Here is a 19,013-nt window from a genome sequence, read left to right as displayed (position 1 = left end):
TGACGGTGGAGTGCGAGCCGGTGGGCGTGGTGGTGGGCGGCCGCGCGGAGGTGGTCGACGACGACTGGGGGCGTGAGGCGGCGGTGATCCGCCTGGACGGCACCCGGTTCGGCCCGGAGGCGCTGTACGGGCTGGAGGACTTCTCGCACGTCGAGGTCGTCTACCACTTCGACCGTGTGCCGGTGGAGAAGGTCGAGACGGGTGCGCGGCGCCCGCGGGGCAACCCGGACTGGCCGCTGGTCGGCATCTTCGCCCAGCGCGGCAAGAACCGGCCGAACCGGCTGGGTGTCTCGCGGTGCCGGGTGGTGAAGGTGGACGGCCTGGACGTGCACGTGGAGGGCCTCGACGCGGTGGACGGCACGCCTGTGCTCGATCTGAAGCCGTACATGGCCGAGTTCGGTCCGCGCGGCGAGTTGCGGCAGCCCGAGTGGGCAACTGCGCTGATGCGCGACTACTACTGAGCGCGCCGCGTCGGCACACGCCGCCGGAATCCGCCCTCGCGCCGAGCCACGCCCCGGACCTGGCGAGCGGTCTCTTCCCGACCGGTACGCGTCCCACGACACCGACACGGCGGCACGCTCGGGAATCGCCGGCGTCGCCTGACCGCGCCGCCCGGGCAGGACCGGCCCGCGTCACCCGCCCTTCACGCGGGCCGGCCGGGCTCCGCACCGAAGGCAGCGCCCGGTCGGCCCTGCCGCCGTCAGCGGCCGATCTGTTTCCTGGATATACCCCGCAGTCGACGCCGCTGAGAGGAGTCCAGCAGGAGGTAGGCGGCCGCGGGCACGCCGATCAGCACCAGCAGCCCCGCCCAGAACCCGACCGTCCAGAACAACACGATGGCTGCCACTACACCGGCAACCGCGACCTTTCCGCTCGTGGACATCTGCGGACACCTCCTCCTGCCGTAGGCCACTACCCCCTCAACGCACCACCGCGACCGCGCGTTCCCGGGTGCGGTAACGCACGCGTCGCGGCAACGCCTCGGCCGCCCCACGACCCCCGGTGGCCAAGTGTGCGGAGCTCGTGCGCTCCGTGATCTCCGGCCGGGGCGGGGGCCGGGAGCGGACCCGCAGGCCCCGGCCACGCCCGCGGCGTTTCGGCGCGGACCGGCCTGCGCAGTGGCCGACGTACCGCTTGTCGGGGGCCGGTGCCGGGACGACGATGGGGGCGCTCCGGGTACCGCGGCACCACGGGAGGGTGACATGGACGATCCTTCGGTGGCGCTGCCGGGCGGCGCCGATCCCGCCGAGCGGACGCGGGAACTACGGCGGGCCCATGCCGCGTTCACCCTGGAGGGTCGGGTCGAGGCACCGGTCCGGGCGGTCATCGCGAAGTCCTGGCGGCGGTGCGCCCGGGCCCGGGTCAGCCCGGAGTGCGCCCCCCGGGTGGAGCTGGCGGAGGCGGAGCTGCGGCCGTACCGGGAGGAGCACCCCCTGGCCGGGGTGATGCCGCTGTTCCGGGACCTCGTGGGGGCCTTCGCCGCGCACGGGGCGCATCTGCTGGCGGTGTGCGACGCGCGGGGCAGTCTGCTGTGGGTGGAGGGCGAGCCGGGCACGCTGCGGCGGGCGGAGCGGCTCGGCTTCGTCCCGGGCGCGCTCTGGGCGGAGACCGCGATGGGAACAAACGCTCCCGGTACGGCGGTCGCGGTCGGTGAGCCCGTGCAGGTCTTCGGAGCGGAGCATTTCAGCCGCCGGGTCCATCCGTGGACCTGCGCGGCGGCCCCGGTCCGCGATCCCCGGACGGGCAGGGTGCTGGGCGCGGTGGACATCACCGGCGGCGACGGCCTCGCCCACCCGCACTCCCTCGCCTTCGTGCAAGCGGTGGCGCGGGCGGCGGAGGCCCAGCTGGCCCTCGCCGACCCCGGCCCGCCGGCCACCCGGGACGTCCTCGCCGCGCTCGGTCGGGACGAGGCGCTGCTGGTGACAGGGGGACGCAGGGTGCGGCTGGGGCGGCGGCACAGCGAGATCATGGCGCTGCTCGCTCAGCACCCGGAAGGGCTGTCGGGCGAGGAGCTCGCGATCGCGCTGTACGAGGACGAGTCGGTGTCACCGGTGACATTACGCGCCGAGATCTCGCGGCTGCGCGCGCTGCTGGGGCCCGTCGCCCCGCTCTCGCGGCCCTACCGCACGGCCGGTCCGCTCGACGCCGACTTCACCGCGCTGACCCGGCACCTGGCCGCCGGGGCGGTGTCCGCCGCCCTCCACCACTACCCGGGCCCCCTCCTGCCCGCCTCCGCCGCGCCGGGAATCGTCCGGCTGCGCCGTCGGATCGAGGACCAGGCACGGGCCGCCGTGATAGCCCGGGCGGACACCGGCCTGCTGACCGACTGGGTGTGCAGCCCGTGGGGCGCGGACGACCGGGAGGCGTGGCGTGCGCTGGCGGCTGCGCTGCCGCCCGAGGGCCGGCCGGCCGCGCTGGCCCGCGTACACGCCCTGGACCGGGAGCTCGGCGCGCGCGGGCCCGACGTACGCAAGCCCGCTCGGCCCGGCGGCCGGGGGCGTGCAACGTATCCGCAACCTGCCCGCTCCTAGCCTCCCGGCGAGCGCCGTCCGACGGTGGCCGGCGCCCGGCAAGGGAGGACACCATGGCCCGTTACGCTGCGCCCGGCACCGAGGGCGCGCTCATGTCGTACGCGTCCCGCTACGGCCACTTCATCGGCGGCGAGTACGTCGAACCCGCCCGCGGCCAGTACTTCGCGAACCCCTCCCCCGTCAATGGACAGACTTTCACCGAGGTCGCGCGCGGTACCGCGGAGGACGTGGAGCGGGCGCTGGACGCGGCGCACGCGGCCGCGCCCGCCTGGGGGCGGACCTCCGTGACGGAACGGTCCACGATCCTGCTGCGCATCGCGGACCGGATGGAGCAGAACCTGGAGGCGCTCGCGGTCGCGGAGACCTGGGAGAACGGCAAGCCGGTGCGGGAGACCCTGGCGGCCGACATGCCGCTGGCCATCGACCAGTTCCGCTATTTCGCGGGAGCCCTGCGCGCGCAGGAGGGCGCCCTGAGCCAGCTCGACGACGACACGGTGGCGTACCACTTCCACGAACCGCTGGGCGTGGTCGGCCAGATCATCCCGTGGAACTTCCCGATCCTGATGGCGGTGTGGAAGCTGGCTCCGGCGCTGGCCGCGGGCAACACGGTGGTACTCAAGCCGGCCGAGCAGACCCCCGCGTCCGTGCACTACTGGCTGAGCCTGGTGGCGGACCTGCTGCCGCCGGGCGTGGTGAACATCGTCAACGGCTTCGGTGAGGAGGCCGGGAAGCCGCTGGCCTCCAGCCCGCGCGTGGCGAAGATCGCCTTCACCGGGGAGACCGCCACCGGGCGGCTGATCATGCAGTACGCGGCCGAGCATCTGAAGCCGGTCACCCTGGAACTCGGCGGCAAGAGCCCGAACCTGTTCTTCGACGACATCTGGTCGACCGACGACGACCTGCGCGACAAGGCCCTGGAGGGGTTCACCATGTTCGCCCTCAACCAGGGCGAGGTGTGCACCAGCCCGTCGCGCGCCCTGATCGAGCGGGGACGGTACGGGGACTTCCTCGACGCGGCGGTCGCACGCACAGAGCTGATCGTGCCGGGCCACCCGCTGGACACGGACACGATGATCGGCGCGCAGGCCTCGGAGGAGCAGCTGAAGAAGGTCCTGTCGTACCTGGAGATCGGCCAGAAGGAGGGCGCGAAGATCCTCACCGGCGGTCTGCGCCAGGAACTCGACGGCGATCTGGCCGGCGGCTTCTACGTCCAGCCGACCATCTTCGAGGGCGACAACCGCATGCGGATCTTCCAGGAGGAGATCTTCGGGCCGGTGGTGTCGGTGACCTCGTTCCAGGACTTCGACGACGCGGTGCGGATCGCGAACGACACGGCGTACGGCCTGGGCGCCGGCGTGTGGACCCGTGACATCAACACCGCGTACCGCGCGGGCCGTGCGATCCAGGCGGGCCGCGTCTGGACGAACTGCTACCACGCGTACCCGGCGCACGCCGCCTTCGGCGGCTACAAGCAGTCTGGCATCGGCCGCGAGACTCACAAGATGATGCTGGAGCACTACCAGCAGACCAAGAACGTTTTAGTCAGTTACTCACCCAAGAAGCTTGGGTTCTTCTAGAGAACAGAAATCCGTTGCCTGGAGCGGGCATTGCCTCTCCAGGCAACATTGACTCCAAGCGCAGAAGGTAATCAAACGGCAGCCATACGTGACCGGACCACTTCGGAACCTTTCCCCCGGACCAGTCACGGACCAAGAAGTTGGAAATCGCTCAAGGCCGAGTGGGCGAACCTGGTCGGCGGCTGCTGGATGCGCCGGCGAAGCAGCTCACTGAACCACCGGTGCTCGCTGCCGACGTGCCGCGTGAGGTCCCCGAGAGTCCAGCCGGGGCAGGTCGGCAGCGGGGTGGAGGGTCGGCTCCCGTGACCGTGGCGAGGAATACGGCGGTCTCGGCTGCGAAGGCCGCTCCGTGCTGGGCGGGGTTCATGACTGCGCCCTTCCTCTGATGACGCGGCCCCAGGTGGCGATACTCAAGGCCTCTGCCGTCGTACTCGGCGCCGATGGTGGGCAGGGCTCCGTTGACGTCCCAGGACGAGGTGCGGAGCACTGTGCTGCCCTTGGCAGCCGTGACGCGATAGCCGTCGGAGTCACAGGCGAAGCCGTGACGGTTCGGGCAAGTCATCCCGGCCCTCGTTGTCGGCGGGTCGCGTGCGGTGCAGGTCGTCGAGCCTCCGGCCGGTGCCCAGGCCGCCCACAGCGCCCCGCTGCCTTGCTTGGGACACGAGTCGGCGGCATCCGCTGAACTGCAGCCGTACCTCTGGTCACGCGCTATCGGCCGACCCGTGGCCCGGCGGGTGCCGGTTCGGCGAGAGCGAGGCCGGTCCGGTCGAGCGGGCGCACTCGGTGGGAGTCTGACCATAGTGCTTCTTGAAGGCTCGGGTGAAGTGACTGCCGTCCGCGAACTGCCAGTGTGCGGCGAGTTCCGAAATGCTCAGGCGCCCTGACGGCGAGACAAGGGCGAGCCGGGCCTCATGCAGTCGCCGGTGGCGGATGTAGGTGCTCACCTGCTCTCCCACCGCGGCGAATGCCCGGTGCAGCGTGCGGACGGAGACGTTGAGTTCACGCGCAAGCATCGCCGGAGAAAGTTCGGGATCGGCGAGCCGACGGTCCGCGAGGTCCTTGGCTGCCTGGGTGAGCGCGGGAGCCAACCGGGGCTCTACGTCGTCGAACCGGCCCTTCACCACCGCCTTGGTCAGCTCGATCAGGGTACCTTGGGCAGCTGCCACACCGGCCGGGCCGAGGTCGGCCACGGTCATGTGGATCATGTCTGCAAGGGCCGTCAGCAAGCGCACCTCGGCCGAGTCCGCCGGCCCGGTGACGACCCGGTTCCCGAGCAGGGGTTTGAGCTCGCCGGGGGGCAGGACGAGGAACTTCGCCGTGAGGTGCGCCGTCGTCTCGAAGGCCGTCAGGCGCCCGAGGTGCCGGACGAGGAACTGCCCGGCCGACACGGTCTGGTCGCCGTAGCCGGACGGGCCGCCCAGAGTCCATGCGCCGCTCCGCACGACATACATGGCAACCAGATCCTGATCGCCGCCCGGGACGTCCGCGGTCCGGGTTGCCGACGCGGCGTGGAGATCGGCGATCGCCGCGCCATGCACCTTGGCAACCTTGCCCTTGACCCGGAAGTCACCGATCGTGTCCGGGCTGAAGGCCGGCAGTTGGAAGACATCGTCGCCGACCTGCGTCTGCCACCCGCGCCGGAAAACGTCGAGTCCCCGCGGTGCGGAATCCGGGGCGGTCGAGTCCACTGCGAACACCCCGCGCGCGCCGTCGACCTCCGCTCCAGTACCGTGCATCCCTCTGCGATCCTCTCGTCTTCATTGCTTCAACGCCGTCCTGTGGTGGTCGTGTTCCGCAGGACGCCGCCATGACCCATGTGGACACCGTGCCAATCTTCCTATGGACGGACCGCATTGCAGCGGCCGGGAGGCAGAGCTGATGTTTCTGATTCGGCGAGATGAACGACGCGACCCCTGACGATCAGGTCGCAGCCTGATCGTCAGGGGTCGCACTCGCGCTCGGTCCTCCCTCATGGGCTCGTGCCGGGGACGTCTTCGCCGCCTCGGTCGGACCTTTCGCCGGAGGTAACGGTTAGTGGCCGGCGCGCAGTTCGCCGTGTGGGCCGATGGCGTCGGCCACGCCCAGGCAGGTGCTGCCCCGGAGGCAACAAGTTCGTAGTGCACAGCCCCGGTGTCGACGGAACGGACCGTGAGCGCGACCTCGTAGTTGCCCGGGTAGGTCACTCACCGAGCCGCAGCCGAATCCGGGCGTCTTCCGGCTGCGGGCCATGCCGATCGGCCTGCCAAGCCGTGTCGGCCAAGATCATCCTGTCGTGGTCGTGTCCCACCGGGAACCCATCCGTGCCGGTGCCGGCTCCGGTCACCTGCAGGTTGCGCGGCTCGACGGTCAGCGGGCGATCGAGATCGCGAAGGGGGTGAATCCGATGGACCGGATGACGTGCGGTACGAACAGTATCGCGGCCTCCGTGGCGCGAGCGGTCTGGATCCCGCCGAGGTCGGTGATCCATTCCTTGCGCCAGCCGAGGTCGATGAGCAGTTCAAGGACGGTCCGCTTGGCCTCCGGTTCCTCGCCGGAGAGGAAGGCGGTTGGCGTCTGGGTGAGCGTGGCCGGGGCGGTCATCACCGGGAAGAGCATGGTGTTGAGCGTCTTGACGACGTGCGTTTCGGGGAGCGCTGCCTGGAGTTGCTCGGCGAGGCTTGAACCGGGGTAGATCAGGGCGGCGGGCAGTCCGTCCGGTCCGTCGACGGTGGCGTTGGAGACGTCCACGAGGATCTTGCCGTGCAGCTCTTCGCGCAGGGCGGCGAGACGTTCCAGGGAGCCGGCGCCCGGGGTGGCGTTGATGACGATCCGGGCCGCCCGGGCGGCATCGGCGGCGGCGCCCGGCGCGCGGTCCGCGACGGTCACCTCGTGCCCTGCCAGGGTGAGGGCTTTCGCCAGGTTGCCGCCGACGCGGCCGTTTCCGAGAACTGCGATCGTGGTCATGATGTTCTGGTCCTTGCGTTGGGTGCGGGTTGTGGTGTGCGGGGTCAGCGGGAGAGCGTGGCGACGGCTTCGGCGTGGACGCCGGGCGCGGCGGCCAGGAAGCTCTCGCTCTGCGGGGTCCAGGGGCGGCCCTCGGCGTCGGAGATCTGTCCGCCGGCCTCGGTGACGAGCAGCGCGCCGGGCAGCAGGTCCGCTCGGGCGCCGGCGAACTGCCAGAAGGCGTCGATGCGGCCGGCGGCCACGTTCGTGAGGTGCAGGGTCGCGGGCACGGCGGTGCGGACGACGAGCGCGTCGAAGAGCATCGCGGTGATCGAGGAGCCGACGCGCCGTACGACCCTCTCGTCCTCGTCCGGCCGGGCCTGGCTGGTGGCCACGATGCTCAGGCCGAGGTCCGCGGTCGGGGAGACGCGCAGCGGCCGGCCGTCGAGGTAGGCGCCGGCGCCGGTGAGCGCGGTGTAGGTCTCGCCGGTCAGCGGCAGGTGGACCGCGGTGAGCACCGGCTGGTTCTCACGCACGAGGGTCGCGGTCACCGCCCACTCCGGCAGCGCGTGCAGGTGGTTGACGTTGCCTTCGGCCGGGTCCACGACCCACCACTCGCCGGGCGGCAGCGCCCCGCCGTCCAGCTCGTCCTCCACCCAGCCGGCCGCCGGGCGCAGGCTCGTGAGGCAGGGGCGCAGGATGTCCAGGGCCGTGTCGTCGTTGACGGCGAGCGCACGCATCAGCTCGTCACGGGTCTCGTAACGGACCACATCGCCGAAACGCTCGCGCAGCGCCGCACCGGCGGCGCGCACGGCGGTCGCGGTGCGGTCGAGCAGGTCGGCGTCGGAGGTGACGACGTCAGTGGTCTGAAGCGTTTCGGACATGGTGGTGCTCCTGTCTGAGGAGGGGTGATGAGGCCGGTCGGGGTCGCGTTCGACGGACGACGGGGGGATGAAGCACGTTGTGGAAGCGCCGTGGGCGCGGAAGAAGGCTCAGTCGATCAGTTCGGCGGCCCGTTCGGCGATGGCGTAAACGGTCGCGTTGGTGTTGGCCGAGGGGATGGACGGCATCACCGAGGCATCGGCGACACGCAGTCCGGCGATCCCCTGTACGCGAAGGTTTGCAGGGTCGACGACGGCATCGGCGTCGGTTCCCATGCGGCAGGTGCCGGTGAAGTGGAAGTAGGGGCCGGTGGCCTTCCGGATGAACTCGTCCACGGACGCGCCGTTCGTCCCGGAGCCCGGCACCGCTTCCTGCTTGCGCCAGTCGGCGAACGCGTCGGCCTCGCCGATGCGGCGTGCCACTGCCAGGCCCTTGCACATGGCCTCCAGGTCACGTTCGTCGCTCAGGTAGCCCGGGTCGACGACGGGAACACTGGCGGGATGAGCGTCCGCCAGGCGCACGGTGCCGCTGCTGTGCGGAGCCATCGCGGAGAAGGCTATGGAGTAGCCGTTGGCCGGCGGCCGGCCCCATGCCGAAGGCAGCGGTGCGGCGACGATGTAGACCTGAAGGTCCGGCCGGGCCGCGGCGGGATCGCTGAACAGCAGGCCCATCATTTCGGCCGGCGGGTTGGCAGGAACGAACGGTACGGGCCGGCTGGCCTCGTACACCACTGCCGCCATCGGATGGTCCTGCAGATGGGATCCCACTCCCGGCAGGTCGGCGACGACGTCGATGCCGTGTTCGCCGAGGTGTCGTGCCGGGCCGATCCCCGACAGCATCAGGAGATGCGCGGAACCGATGGCACCCGCGGTCAGTACGACTTCGGCGCTCTCGACGGACACGTGCTCGCCACCCACGGTGTACTCGACGCCGGTGCAACGGCCCGCGGTGATGCGCAGCCGCTGCACGGTCGCGTCCGTGACGACGTCCAGGTTCGACCGGTCGAGAAACGGACGGATGTAGGCGTCGGCCGCGCTCTGGCGGGCGCCGCCGGGCAGATTCATGTCACTCCACCCGAACCCGGTCTCCAGCCCGCCGCCGATGTCACCGGCGCGTGTGAACCCAGCCTGCACCGCGGCGTCGACGCCCGCCGTGGCCAGGGGATGGGGCTCCGGAACCGGAGCGACCACGACCGGCCCATCCGTACCCCGCACGGAGGCATCCCGACGGCGAGTGCTCTCGCTGCGCCGGAAATAGGGAAGCAGATCGTCGAAACCCCAGCCCGGAGCACCGAGTCCGGGCCATTCGTCGTAACCGGAGCGGTGCCCCCGCAGGTGGTAGAGGCCGTTGATGCTCGACGATCCGCCGAGCGCCCTACCGCGCAGGACGTCAGCGGCCCTGCCCGTACCTGCCTGCACGGTCGAGGCGCCCAGCCAGAGCGACGACGGGTCGAACCCCAGAAACCCCCAGGCAGACGCCATCGCCTCGGTCGCGTCCCGGGCTCCCGCCTCCAGCAACAGCACCCGCACGCCGGGGCGTTCGGAAAGCCGGGAGGCGATCACGCACCCCGCTGTCCCCGCTCCCACAACGACATAGTCATAAGGACTCTGACCCATCATGTCTCCGCTTCCCACGGCAGCACTGTCCGCCCACCGGGTTTCAGGAAAAGGCTCCTCGACGATCAAAGAGCTGATTGCTTGCACGAACTAATGGGGCCGAGAAGTCCGAGCTCGGCGCGCAGAAGGCGTGGAACCGGCTGATCACCAGCGAGCGGGCTCCAGTGGAGCGGAGCTGTCCGCAGGCAGGCCGCGCGCGCTGCTGGTGCTGACGGACACCGAGGTGGCCCGGCGGCAAACGATCACCTTGATCCGACGGGCCTGGGAGCGCCCGGTCCGGCCATTGCCGATCACCCCGTTGGGGATGTCCATGCCGGCGCCGGTGCCTGCGATGACGGCCTTCCGGCTGGACTTCTCTTGTTTCACGCGTTTCTTGTCCTTGGTGTGTACCCGTCCTGGAACAGCCCGGGTTTCCCTTCTGCCGTCGAATCTTAGGAATACGGACACGGCGCGTACTTGAACCTCCGCGACGTTCGTTCGGAACCTCAGCGCCATACGTGTGGCGAGACAGTCGGCGTCACACAGCACTGGGTCAGGCTGCTCGTACACGCCGACCGACTTCTTGCCCTGCCACAGGTGGCCGCCCTTTCCCACCGACGGCCGCGTGAACCTGGGTCGGCAGCAAGGACGTTAGGCGCCCGCAGTTCCGGCCACGGCGGGCCCGTGGCATCGGGGATGGGTGCGGATCCTCACGTCCGTCCACCGGGAGATCGACCTCTGGCAGCAGGTCGACGCAAACCTCGGCCCGGAAGCCACCCTCCGCCTGCTCTCCTGCACGGCTCCCACACCGAGTCGATCGGCGAGTGGTGGGGCTCCGGCTGGTACGAGACGATGGTCCGCCGCGCGGTTGTCCGCGCGGCGGACGACGGAAGCCTCCCAGCAATCATTCCCAGAACTTCCCGGCCCACCCCACGCCAGGAGCGCCCGGGCAAAGATCCGGACCAGCTCCGGACCAGCCCAGACCAAGGGGGCGCATCAACTGACGTTTCCGCTGGTCAGCATGGGTGCCTCCCGTACCACCAGCAGACGAAGAACTTTTTAGTAAGTTATTCACCAAAGAAGATCGGCTTCTTCTAAGAGAATGATCGTCGGGGTCGGCATCGGGGCCTCGGTGTTCCAGCAGTTCGTCGGCATCAACGTGATCTTCTACTACTCGTCCTTCCTGTGGCCGTCGGTGGGCATCGACGAGAGCAACTCGCTGCTGATCAGCCTCTCCACCTCGATCGTCAACGTGGTCGGCACGGTGGTCGCGATGGCCCTGGTCGACCGTATCGGCCGCAAGCCGCTGGCACTGGCGGGCTCGGCCGGCATGACGCTCGCGCTCGGCACGGCCGCGTGGGCGTTCTCGTTCCGCCAGGGCACCAGAGACAACGTCGCCCTGGACGACACGTACGCGACGGTGGCACTGGTGGCCGCGCACGTCTTTGTCTTCTGCTTCGCCTTCTCCTGGGGCGTGGTGGTCTGGGTGCTGCTCGGCGAGATGTTCCCGAACGCGATCCGCGCACTCGCCCTGTCGGTGGCCGCCTCGGCCCAGTGGATCGCCAACTGGGCAATCACCGTCACCTTCCCGGACCTCGCCGACTGGAACCTGTCGGCGACCTACGTCATCTACGCCGTGTTCGCCTTGCTGTCCACCCCGTTCGTGGTGTTCTGCATCAAGGAGACCAAGGGCAAAACCCTGGAGGAAATGGGCTAACGCCCGCTCACCCGGCTGGCGGGGCTGGATCCGACCATGCTGGATGACCAGTTGATCGGCCAGCTGGCGGACCGGGCCAAGGCCGACGGGACCAACCTCACAGGCCAGGGCGGGCTGCGGGCCCTCGGGCCTGGGCATGGCCAACCGGCTCGTCAATCAGCCGGTCATCCACAGACCTCGACAGCGCCTGCTCAGTCGGCTCGGCAGACTCGTCCACGGTCACGTTCTTGCTGACCATCGATGCATCTTCCATGATCAGGAGTTACACCGACCTTTTACAGTCCCCCGGCAGCGGGAGGCACTCCATGGCCGGCGCGTGTTCACGTGACCTGCCGCGGACACTACGTCGGGCCTCCGGTCGGCTGGTGCCCCTCGTCCTCGCACCGGTCGACGAGGATGACCGCCACGTCGTCCGCGAGGCGGCTCTGGGCGTGGCGGAGCAACGCTTGGCGCAGGCCCTCCAGGAACGCCTGTCGGGTGTGGTCACGCATGGCCATCATGGCCTCGGGCAGGTCGAAGAAGGTGTCGTCCCAGTCGTGGGCCTCGATGACGCCGTCGGTGTACAGCTGCAGCCGGTCCCCCGGTGCGAACGGATAGCTGTCCGTCAACGCAGGAGGGCCGCTGATGGATTCCTCAAGCCCGAACGGCGGCAGGGGGACGGTGGGCATCAAGGGCCGGACCGTGCCGTTGCTCAGGAGCAGCGGCAGCGGGTGGGCCCGGTTGATCGTCTCGAAGTGCGGGCTGTCCGGGATCTGGGCCACGAGCGCTGGTTGATGACCTCCGCCAGGTCGTCCTCGTAGTAGACGACCTCCCGGAACGCACCCAGCACGACCGCGGCGGCCCGTACGGCGGGCAATGCCTTGCCCCGGACATCCCCGACGACCATCAGGACCCCGTACCGGGTCTGGATCACGTCGTACAGATCGCCGCCGATCTGCGCGCCCGTCTCGGCCGCCAGGTACATGCTGGACGCCCGTACGGGGCCCAGCTGGTCCGGCACGGGCCGTAGGAGGACCTCCTGGGCGGCCGTGGCGATCCGGCGGACCTGGTTGAGCTCGTTCTCCCTGCGCGTGCGCGCAGCGCTGCTCGTCATGAAGCTCGCGGCCGAGACCAGGAACAGGGCGAGGAAGTTCGTGTAGACCTGTTGGCTGCCCCAGGCCTGGTTGTAGGTGGCGGTGGCCAAGCTGACACCGACGGCCGCCCCCACCGCCGCGAGCGTGCCCTTCGGCCCCATCGTCACCGCCGCCAGAGCGGGTGTCGCCACCAGTAGCGGGACGGTGTACCCGACGTGCGCGGGCGTGAACTCGATGAGGAGCACCAGCAGGGCGATCGCGAAGGGCACGCACTCCGCAAGGGCGAAAACGACCTGGTGGTGGCCGCCGGCTCCCGGTCCCGGGGGCGAGCGCAAGGGCTGGGCCAAGGCCGTCTCAGGCCGAGGGTGGGGCGGCCCCGTCCAGCGTGCGTCCGCCTGTGCGGGCCTCACACCGGTGGCCACTGCGCTCACGGCCGCTGTCCGGTCCACCTGCGGGCCGTGTCACCGTTTGACCGCGTTGTGGATGTACTGCCTGACCGCACCGCCGAGACCTTCACGGCCTGGCTCACCGAGCACCCCGGCTCGGAACCCACCAGCGACATCACTTTCGCCGCAGGGAAGGCGCCGGGGTGCCGTCCTTCGAGCGCGGCAGTCGGATGTGCTCCGCGGCCAGCGCGGGCACACAGCACCGCTCGGCCAGCCGCACCAGCGGCTCCAGCCCGCCGTACGCGATCAGGTTCGGGTTGTCGAACGCGGATGGGACCGCCGCTGCGGCATGGGAAGACTTCATCTCGGAAGCGCCTTGCTGATCATGCCTGATGGGGTCCTAGAGAATCCCCCCTCATCGCAAGCCACAAGGAACTTCTTCGTTTCCGGAGGAACTATCCACAGGCATCGAGCCGGTGGATCCGGGCTCAGCAGTTCGATCAGAGGCAGATGCTGGGAGGGGCCGCGCTCGGGCCAATGTTGCGAACCCAGGTGTTGGCCGTGCCACCGGTGCCGGTGCCGGTGGTGTTGTCGCGGCAGTCGAGCATGCCGCTGCCGCGGGCGACGTTGAAGCTGATGGTGTTGCCCCCGTTGCCGCCGGCATCGATGCGGATGCCGTCGCCCGCGTTGCCGGTGGCGATGTTCCGGGAGATGACGGAGTTCGCGAGGGAGTTCGCTGCCACGCTGATGCCGTGGCCGACGGTGCTTGATTCGGAGTTTCTGATGGTGTTGCCGGTGATGGTGACGTTGGTGTTGGGCGAGAGGCCAAAGGCGTTGGCCCGCACGCCCAGGAAGCCCCTCTCAATGAGATTGGAGGTGATCCTCAAGTTCGTATTGCTGTCGCCGAAGAAGATCCCGGGGGCGCCAAAGTTGTCCCGGATGGTGTTGCTCCCTACGGCGACGTTGCTGGACTTGAAGATGAACGCAAAGGCCCTGTCCTCCAAGGATGTGTTTCTGTTTACTCTGACATTATCGACTCCTCCGGGTGCCAGTGCGTCCAGAAGGACACCAGAGTTCTCGTTACCGGAAAAGGTGTTATCTTCGATGTCCGCGTTCTTCAAGCCCGCATCCGAGTAGACTCCATTGCCGCTTGCGGAACCGGGTTCATTGTTCTGGCGGATACAGTTCTGTTCAACCTCGGAAAGGATTGCGCCGCTGGAGTTGAAATAGACTCCGAACACATTACCCTGGATCAAGTTCTGCCGCACTTGGTGGCCCGAGTGTGCCGCACTCATTACAATGCCATAACTGGAGGTATTGTTCTGAACGGTGAAGCGGGAGAACCTGATGCCGTTCTCCGCCAAGCGGACAGTGCCTGAACCGTCCGCCGACTGAATGATTGCCTGACTAGTCGGATCCGGAGCTCCGACCTGGCGGCACGCTGTCCCTCTGGGGGCGGCGGCCGGTCCGACCAACCGCAAGTTCGCCTTGTTCACGGTGACAACCTCATTGTATGTGCCGGCGCAGACCCTGATCTCGTCTCCCGGCGAGGCCGCGGTAATCGCTGCCTGGATCGTGGTGAAAGCTGCCCCCGGGCATTGCGCTCCGTTGTCATCCACAACGAGTACGACCTGAGCTGCCTGGCTGGGCACTACCGGGAAGGCTGTAGCCGCTGCCACGCACACCACGACAAGAATGGTCTTCTTCATGGTCTTCTCCTCGACTCTCGGCGCAGACCGCGATCCGGTAGTGCGGCAGTACAGTCGGCTAGTGCTGTGACCTGGCAGCCGGACTGGTGAATTAGCTTCCATTTGCCGGACTCCATCAGTTACGTAAACTGAACGAAGCCCGGGCAAGCACACGCTGATTGCGAAGCTAGGCGGGGTCACACTGGGTGTGCAAGCGGTAGTACTCCGTACGCGTCGCTGGGAGCTCCCAACACGATCACGGTTGGGCTCGCTTGAGGCGTCGCCCGTAGTTGAGGGCCGCAGGCGATGGAGACGAAGGCGTCGTAGCGTTCGGTGCGGCGTTCCCAGCGGACGGCGAGTCGTTTGAACTGGTGGAATAGGGCGAAGGTCTGCTCCACGACATAGCGGAGCTTGCCCATCTCCTTCGTGCTGGTCGTGGTCGCGCGGTACGGTCAGCCCGCGGCACGGCTCTCAGTGAATGGCGCCCGATCCTCCAACCGGGCGCCATTCACGTTTCGGCGCCACACCCGTCCGGCGCCACGAGGTGAAATCCCAGTCCGGGCGACCGGTGGAAGCCTGGACAAAGTCGCGCAGCTCCCTCAGGGTGCCGGCCGAGTAGATACCCTCCATGCGCTCCCGGATCACGTCCCGCCTGAAGCGCCCCGGCTGAACCGGGCTGCTCGGAGCGCGGCCCGGTTCAGCCGGAACACGGCGTGAGCGTCCCGCCACCTCGGCCACCATCAGCCGTTCCTGCCGGGCGCGGGGTGTCGCGCGTTCTGTGGGCGCCTGACGAGCTGGTTTACGACGCACTCGCGGGCACGGTCCTGCTGCCGGATCGGATCCGCACCCGGAGCCCAGGCCCGTAACCGGAGCGGGGCCCACCAGACAGAGGACCTGCCCCCCTTTTGCGACAGTGACGCGAGGTGCGACGGGGCATGCCCTTGCCCGCCCCGGAACGGGGCCCCGTAGTCGTCGAAATTCCTGAAGCGTGTGGCGATGTTGATCTCGTCGACCTCCACGTCCGCCAGGCCGGCCGCTCGCAGGAACTCGTCCAGCTCCCGACTGCCCTCGTCCAGGGAGACTGCGGTTCCCAGAAGTAGCGGATGAGTTCCATGCCTCCCTGGATGTAGTCCCAGAGGTACGCGGGGAGCGTGCCGCCGGGGCGCAGGATGCGGACCATCTCTGCAACGGCCGACTCAGGAGCAGGGACGAAGCTGAGGACGCCGCTGTTCGCCACCGACGCCCGCCGTCCGGGAACAGCAGCCTCATCGCATCGCCGCGTACGAACTGGGCCCGGGAATCCGTGACGTGCACCGCACAGCCCTCGACTCGAAAGACGCGGACATCGCCTTGCTCGTGGCCCGCTATAACGGCGGCCGCGAACTCGGGCCAGCGGGGCACGCTTGTCGCCAGGGCCATCGTGGAGGGCAGGACCCCAGCTCGCCTGACTGCGCCGGGCTCCCCGCTCCCAATCGCTACCAGAACTTCCCGCCCCACCCCATCCCCGCCGCCCCAGGACCGCAAGCACCGCGATCCGGACCATTTCCGGACCAGCCTCCTCCAAGGAGCCATACCAACTGCCGTTTGCCCTGGTCAGCGTGGGTGCAGCTGCTGTACCACCAGGAGACGAAGAACATCCTTTGTAGCTACTCGCCCAAGAAGCTGGGGTTCTTCTAGACACATGAAGTCCGCTGACTGGAGCGGGCGTTGTTCGCTCCAGTCAACGCTCACCCCAGAGGCAGACAGCAATCAACCGGCAAGTCACCGACCACAGCAAAGCGGGCGCTCACTTGTCCTGCGGCGCGAGTCCGCCGCGCCAGACCGTCACGTCGACCTTGGCGTGCACACTGGGGTCGTCCTGCGCCGACATACCCTTGAAGAGGATGAGGCCAACATTGCCCGACTTGGTCCGCATGCAGATCTCGGCGCCCTTGGACAGCGTCTCCACCTTGATCTGGGTGGTAAAGCGGGTCACCTCGCGGCAGGTCTTGAGGGAGCCCTTCTCGGCGGAGTCGAGCAGCACGAGCCTGGTGCCGTAGGAGCCGAAGGTACAGCCGATGGAGCTGCCGCCGCACGACAGATACAGGTCGTCGTAGTTCGAGTCGTGCGGCGTGAGCGGGTCGTCCCCCAGCTTGATGTGATACCCGGCGGGAAACTCGAAGCCGGGGTAGGAGGCTGGCGTCGGATCGGTGCTTGGCCTGGCGCTCGCGGCGCCGCCACCTCCTTGCGGCGCTGTGCTGCCGCTGCTCGCGCTGCGCCGGTCGTCATTGCCCTTGCCGATCACGTTGGCGAGCGCCGCGCAGCCTCCGAGCAGGAGCACCAGCGAGCCGAAGATGGCGCCGAGCACGATGGCGGAGCGGTTGCGCTTGGGCGGCGGCGGCGGGGTTGGGAAGTACGGGGCGGGCGTGGGTGCCCGGTACGCGCCCGTGGGCGGGTAGGGATTTTGGTACGGCGCGTTGAACGCGGGGCTCTGCGCCGGAACTGCCGGGACCCCGGGGGCCGAAGCGGCGTGGACGGCAGGGTGGGCAGGCGCCGTCGGCTGGTGGGCCACCCCCGCCTGGGTGGGCAGCCCGGCGGGCATGGGCGGCAGCTGATGCGCGGGCGCGGTGGGTACGGGCCCACCCGCTGCCGCAGGGGTCGGTACGGGCGCCCCCGGCGCCGCAACCGGACCCGGGACCACCCCCTGCCGCGAGGTGATACCTGCCGCCAGCCCACTCGGCAGCCAGTCCTCCTGCCGCCGCAGCTGCGTCTGGTCGGCGGCGGCCCGGCACAGCTCCAGGATCTCGGTCAGCGAGGCCCGTTCCGCCGGAACCTTGACAAGGCAACGCTCCACCAGGGGCCGCAGTTCCGCCGGCAGGCCCGAGAGGTCGGGCTCCTCGTGCACGATGCGGTAGAGCACCCCGTGCGAGGGGCCCTCCCCGTACGCGGGGGCACCCGAGGCGGCGTACACGGCCACCTGCCCCAGCGCGAACACATCGGTGGCGGCGCCGATCCTGCCCCCGGCCGCCTGCTCCGGCGCCATGAAGGACGGGGTGCCGATCGCAACTCCGCTCGCCGTGAGCGACGTGGCGTCGGCGGCCCGCGCGATGCCGAAGTCGATGACCCGCGGCCCGTCGGAGGCCAGCAGCACATTGGACGGCTTGAGGTCCCGGTGCACGATGCCCGCGCCGTGGATGACCTGGAGGGCCTCAGCGATCCCGGCGACCAGCATCAGGACCGTACGGGCGGGCAACGGCCCGTGTTCGGCGACGGCGGCCGCAACCGTGGGCCCGGGCACGTACGCGGTGGCGAGCCAGGGCACCGGCCCGTCCGCGTCGGCGTCGATCACGGGCGCGGTGAAAAGACCCTGCACCCGCTGCGCGGAGACCACCTCCTGCTTGAACCGGTGCCGGAACTCCGGGTCGTCGGCGAACTCTTGGCGAATCACCTTGATGGCGACCGGCCGACCGCCGGGGGTGTGCGAAAGGTAGACCTTGCCCATGCCTCCGGAGCCGAGCCTGGCCGCGATGCGGTAGCCGGCCACCATCTGCGGATCGTCCGCCCCAAGCGGCTGGAAGAATCCGGCTGCCGCCAACTCGCTACTCATCCCGCGCCCCTTCACAAACCTCTTTCGCACCACCCTAGTGGCTGCTCCCCGGCACCCCGCTCCCGCACCTGCACCTGCACCTGCACCTGCACCTGCACCTGCAAGGCAAGCAACTCCGGCGGGTACAGGGCCGGTCGGCCGTCGAGCGCGACCAGCTGACTGCGGCGGCTGCTGTCCACCAGCGGGCGAAGAACGTCCTGGTCGGCTACTCCCCCAGAAGCTCGGCTTCTTCCAGAGGACCGAAGTCTGCTGTCTGGAGAAGGGGTTGCCTGCTCCAGACAACACCCACTCCAGACGCGTAGGATAATCCGACAGGAGCCTTGAGTGAGACCTGGACTGCCGTGGGCACCGCTCCTGGACAAGTCAGGGAAAACGAGCACGTGACGTACGGCGTGCCCGAAGGAGCGTACGGGTTCGAGAACCGTGTGCGCGCTCGCCGGACCCGCCCCCGTCGCCGGCCACGGCGACCGCGACTCCCCCAGGCAGCCAAGTAGGCAGGCGTTGCTGCCCGAGGTCTTGCGCGCCTGATGTTCAAAGGCTGCCCCCTTCTCCCTCCGGGTCTCCTCGTCGAGGCGCCGAACCGACTCTCGCTCACGCTCCTCCATACCGCCGTCACCGTCGAGAATCACATGGCAGGGCACGCCCATCGCCGAGAGGATCACCTGGCTGAGCAGGAGGTTGTCCCTGCGGTCACGTCGACACGACGTACTTGGTGGTAGCCTGCGGGGTCGATGAAGACCGGGCTGTTCGTCGCGTACATCACCTGCGTACGCCCCTGGGGAGACGACGTCACCAGCTCGCGCAACACCTTCGCAAAGGTCCGCGCCTGCGGCGGATGCCGGAACAGCTCCGGCTCCTCGACCGCCAGGCACAGCGTCCGCGACCCGCTCAACGGCCGCCTGCGGTAGGCAGGTACTTCAGCGCCGCGACGATCGGTGCCCGCTGGATCCGTGCCCATGCCGGGACGCGGAGGGACGCCCGCCCCGTCCTTGGAGCGGCCGTGAGTACGGACGCTGCTGCCGGGCAGCCAGCCGGGCTCCGCGTCCGGGAGTGGTA

The 19,013-nt window shown here is 69.2% G+C and carries 17 protein-coding genes and 1 pseudogene; 5 read left to right on the top strand and 13 right to left on the bottom strand.

The window, feature by feature from the left end; genetic code table 11:
* Positions 1-5: 5 nt before the first annotated feature.
* The gene (locus ACFYOB_RS07960; RefSeq protein ID WP_388556774.1) at positions 6-461 is read left to right on the top strand and encodes an SAM-dependent methyltransferase; all 456 of its coding nucleotides are present in this window, start codon (positions 6-8) and stop codon (positions 459-461) included.
* 239 nt (positions 462-700) lie between these two features.
* Here ACFYOB_RS07960 and ACFYOB_RS07955 read toward each other — a convergent pair whose 3' ends face one another.
* Positions 701-883 carry a hypothetical protein gene (locus ACFYOB_RS07955; RefSeq protein ID WP_266938332.1) on the bottom strand — a complete coding sequence of 61 codons (183 nt, stop codon included), beginning with the start codon at positions 881-883 and terminating at the stop codon, positions 701-703.
* A 319-nt stretch (positions 884-1,202) separates the two neighbouring features.
* Between ACFYOB_RS07955 and ACFYOB_RS07950 the strand changes: the two genes are divergently transcribed.
* Positions 1,203-2,531 (top strand): GAF domain-containing protein, encoded by a 1,329-nt coding sequence (locus ACFYOB_RS07950; RefSeq protein WP_388556065.1) that lies wholly within the window; start codon positions 1,203-1,205, stop codon positions 2,529-2,531.
* Between the two features lie 53 nt (positions 2,532-2,584).
* Positions 2,585-4,108: an aldehyde dehydrogenase family protein gene (locus tag ACFYOB_RS07945; protein ID WP_388556062.1), complete on the top strand. Its 1,524-nt coding sequence runs from the start codon at positions 2,585-2,587 to the stop codon at positions 4,106-4,108.
* Between the two features lie 125 nt (positions 4,109-4,233).
* Here ACFYOB_RS07945 and ACFYOB_RS07940 read toward each other — a convergent pair whose 3' ends face one another.
* From ACFYOB_RS07940 to ACFYOB_RS07915, 6 genes are all read right to left on the bottom strand, one after another.
* Complete coding sequence (locus ACFYOB_RS07940; protein WP_243879321.1) at positions 4,234-4,389, bottom strand: maleylpyruvate isomerase N-terminal domain-containing protein; 156 nt, start codon at positions 4,387-4,389, stop codon at positions 4,234-4,236.
* Positions 4,390-4,809: 420 nt separating this feature from the next.
* Positions 4,810-5,796: a helix-turn-helix domain-containing protein gene (locus tag ACFYOB_RS07935; protein ID WP_030296791.1), complete on the bottom strand. Its 987-nt coding sequence runs from the start codon at positions 5,794-5,796 to the stop codon at positions 4,810-4,812.
* A gap of 658 nt (positions 5,797-6,454) precedes the next feature.
* On the bottom strand, positions 6,455-7,051 hold the full coding sequence (locus tag ACFYOB_RS07930; RefSeq protein ID WP_266631639.1) for an NADPH-dependent F420 reductase: 597 nt from the start codon (positions 7,049-7,051) through the stop codon (positions 6,455-6,457).
* A 44-nt stretch (positions 7,052-7,095) separates the two neighbouring features.
* Positions 7,096-7,914 (bottom strand): inositol monophosphatase family protein, encoded by an 819-nt coding sequence (locus ACFYOB_RS07925; RefSeq protein ID WP_388556058.1) that lies wholly within the window; start codon positions 7,912-7,914, stop codon positions 7,096-7,098.
* Positions 7,915-8,022: 108 nt separating this feature from the next.
* Positions 8,023-9,597, bottom strand: a complete 1,575-nt coding sequence (locus ACFYOB_RS07920; protein WP_388556055.1) for a GMC family oxidoreductase — start codon at positions 9,595-9,597, stop codon at positions 8,023-8,025.
* Between the two features lie 75 nt (positions 9,598-9,672).
* The gene (locus ACFYOB_RS07915; RefSeq protein ID WP_388556053.1) at positions 9,673-9,894 is read right to left on the bottom strand and encodes a hypothetical protein; all 222 of its coding nucleotides are present in this window, start codon (positions 9,892-9,894) and stop codon (positions 9,673-9,675) included.
* 718 nt (positions 9,895-10,612) lie between these two features.
* Here ACFYOB_RS07915 and ACFYOB_RS07910 point away from each other — a divergent pair.
* Positions 10,613-11,224 (top strand): annotated as a pseudogene (locus ACFYOB_RS07910) (MFS transporter); the annotation flags it as partial.
* Between the two features lie 97 nt (positions 11,225-11,321).
* On the opposite strand, the gene ACFYOB_RS07905 reads toward ACFYOB_RS07910, so the two are convergent.
* The 6 genes from ACFYOB_RS07905 to ACFYOB_RS07880 form a co-directional block, all read right to left on the bottom strand.
* Positions 11,322-11,462 carry a hypothetical protein gene (locus tag ACFYOB_RS07905; RefSeq protein WP_388556050.1) on the bottom strand — a complete coding sequence of 47 codons (141 nt, stop codon included), beginning with the start codon at positions 11,460-11,462 and terminating at the stop codon, positions 11,322-11,324.
* A 103-nt stretch (positions 11,463-11,565) separates the two neighbouring features.
* On the bottom strand, positions 11,566-11,985 hold the full coding sequence (locus tag ACFYOB_RS07900) for a PP2C family protein-serine/threonine phosphatase (protein WP_388556048.1): 420 nt from the start codon (positions 11,983-11,985) through the stop codon (positions 11,566-11,568).
* A complete protein-coding gene (locus ACFYOB_RS07895; RefSeq protein WP_388556046.1) occupies positions 11,916-12,566 on the bottom strand; it encodes a hypothetical protein in 651 nt (216 codons plus the stop codon). The genes ACFYOB_RS07900 and ACFYOB_RS07895 overlap by 70 nt, the downstream gene beginning before the upstream one ends.
* A gap of 292 nt (positions 12,567-12,858) precedes the next feature.
* On the bottom strand, positions 12,859-13,047 hold the full coding sequence (locus tag ACFYOB_RS07890; RefSeq protein ID WP_053790793.1) for a hypothetical protein: 189 nt from the start codon (positions 13,045-13,047) through the stop codon (positions 12,859-12,861).
* Between the two features lie 136 nt (positions 13,048-13,183).
* On the bottom strand, positions 13,184-14,392 hold the full coding sequence (locus tag ACFYOB_RS07885) for a nitrous oxide reductase family maturation protein NosD (RefSeq protein WP_388556043.1): 1,209 nt from the start codon (positions 14,390-14,392) through the stop codon (positions 13,184-13,186).
* 1,765 nt (positions 14,393-16,157) lie between these two features.
* Complete coding sequence (locus ACFYOB_RS07880) at positions 16,158-17,957, bottom strand: serine/threonine protein kinase (protein ID WP_388556041.1); 1,800 nt, start codon at positions 17,955-17,957, stop codon at positions 16,158-16,160.
* Between the two features lie 731 nt (positions 17,958-18,688).
* On the opposite strand from ACFYOB_RS07880, the gene ACFYOB_RS07875 reads away from it, so the two are divergent.
* Positions 18,689-18,865 carry a hypothetical protein gene (locus tag ACFYOB_RS07875; RefSeq protein WP_388556038.1) on the top strand — a complete coding sequence of 59 codons (177 nt, stop codon included), beginning with the start codon at positions 18,689-18,691 and terminating at the stop codon, positions 18,863-18,865.
* Positions 18,866-19,013: the final 148 nt, after the last annotated feature.

The sequence above is a fragment of the Streptomyces sp. NPDC006463 genome, from assembly GCF_042870715.1.
Taxonomy (GTDB): Bacteria; Actinomycetota; Actinomycetes; order Streptomycetales; family Streptomycetaceae; genus Streptomyces.
The sequence above is the reverse complement of the archived record's forward strand: the minus strand, read 5'-3'. Positions and strand labels throughout refer to the sequence as shown.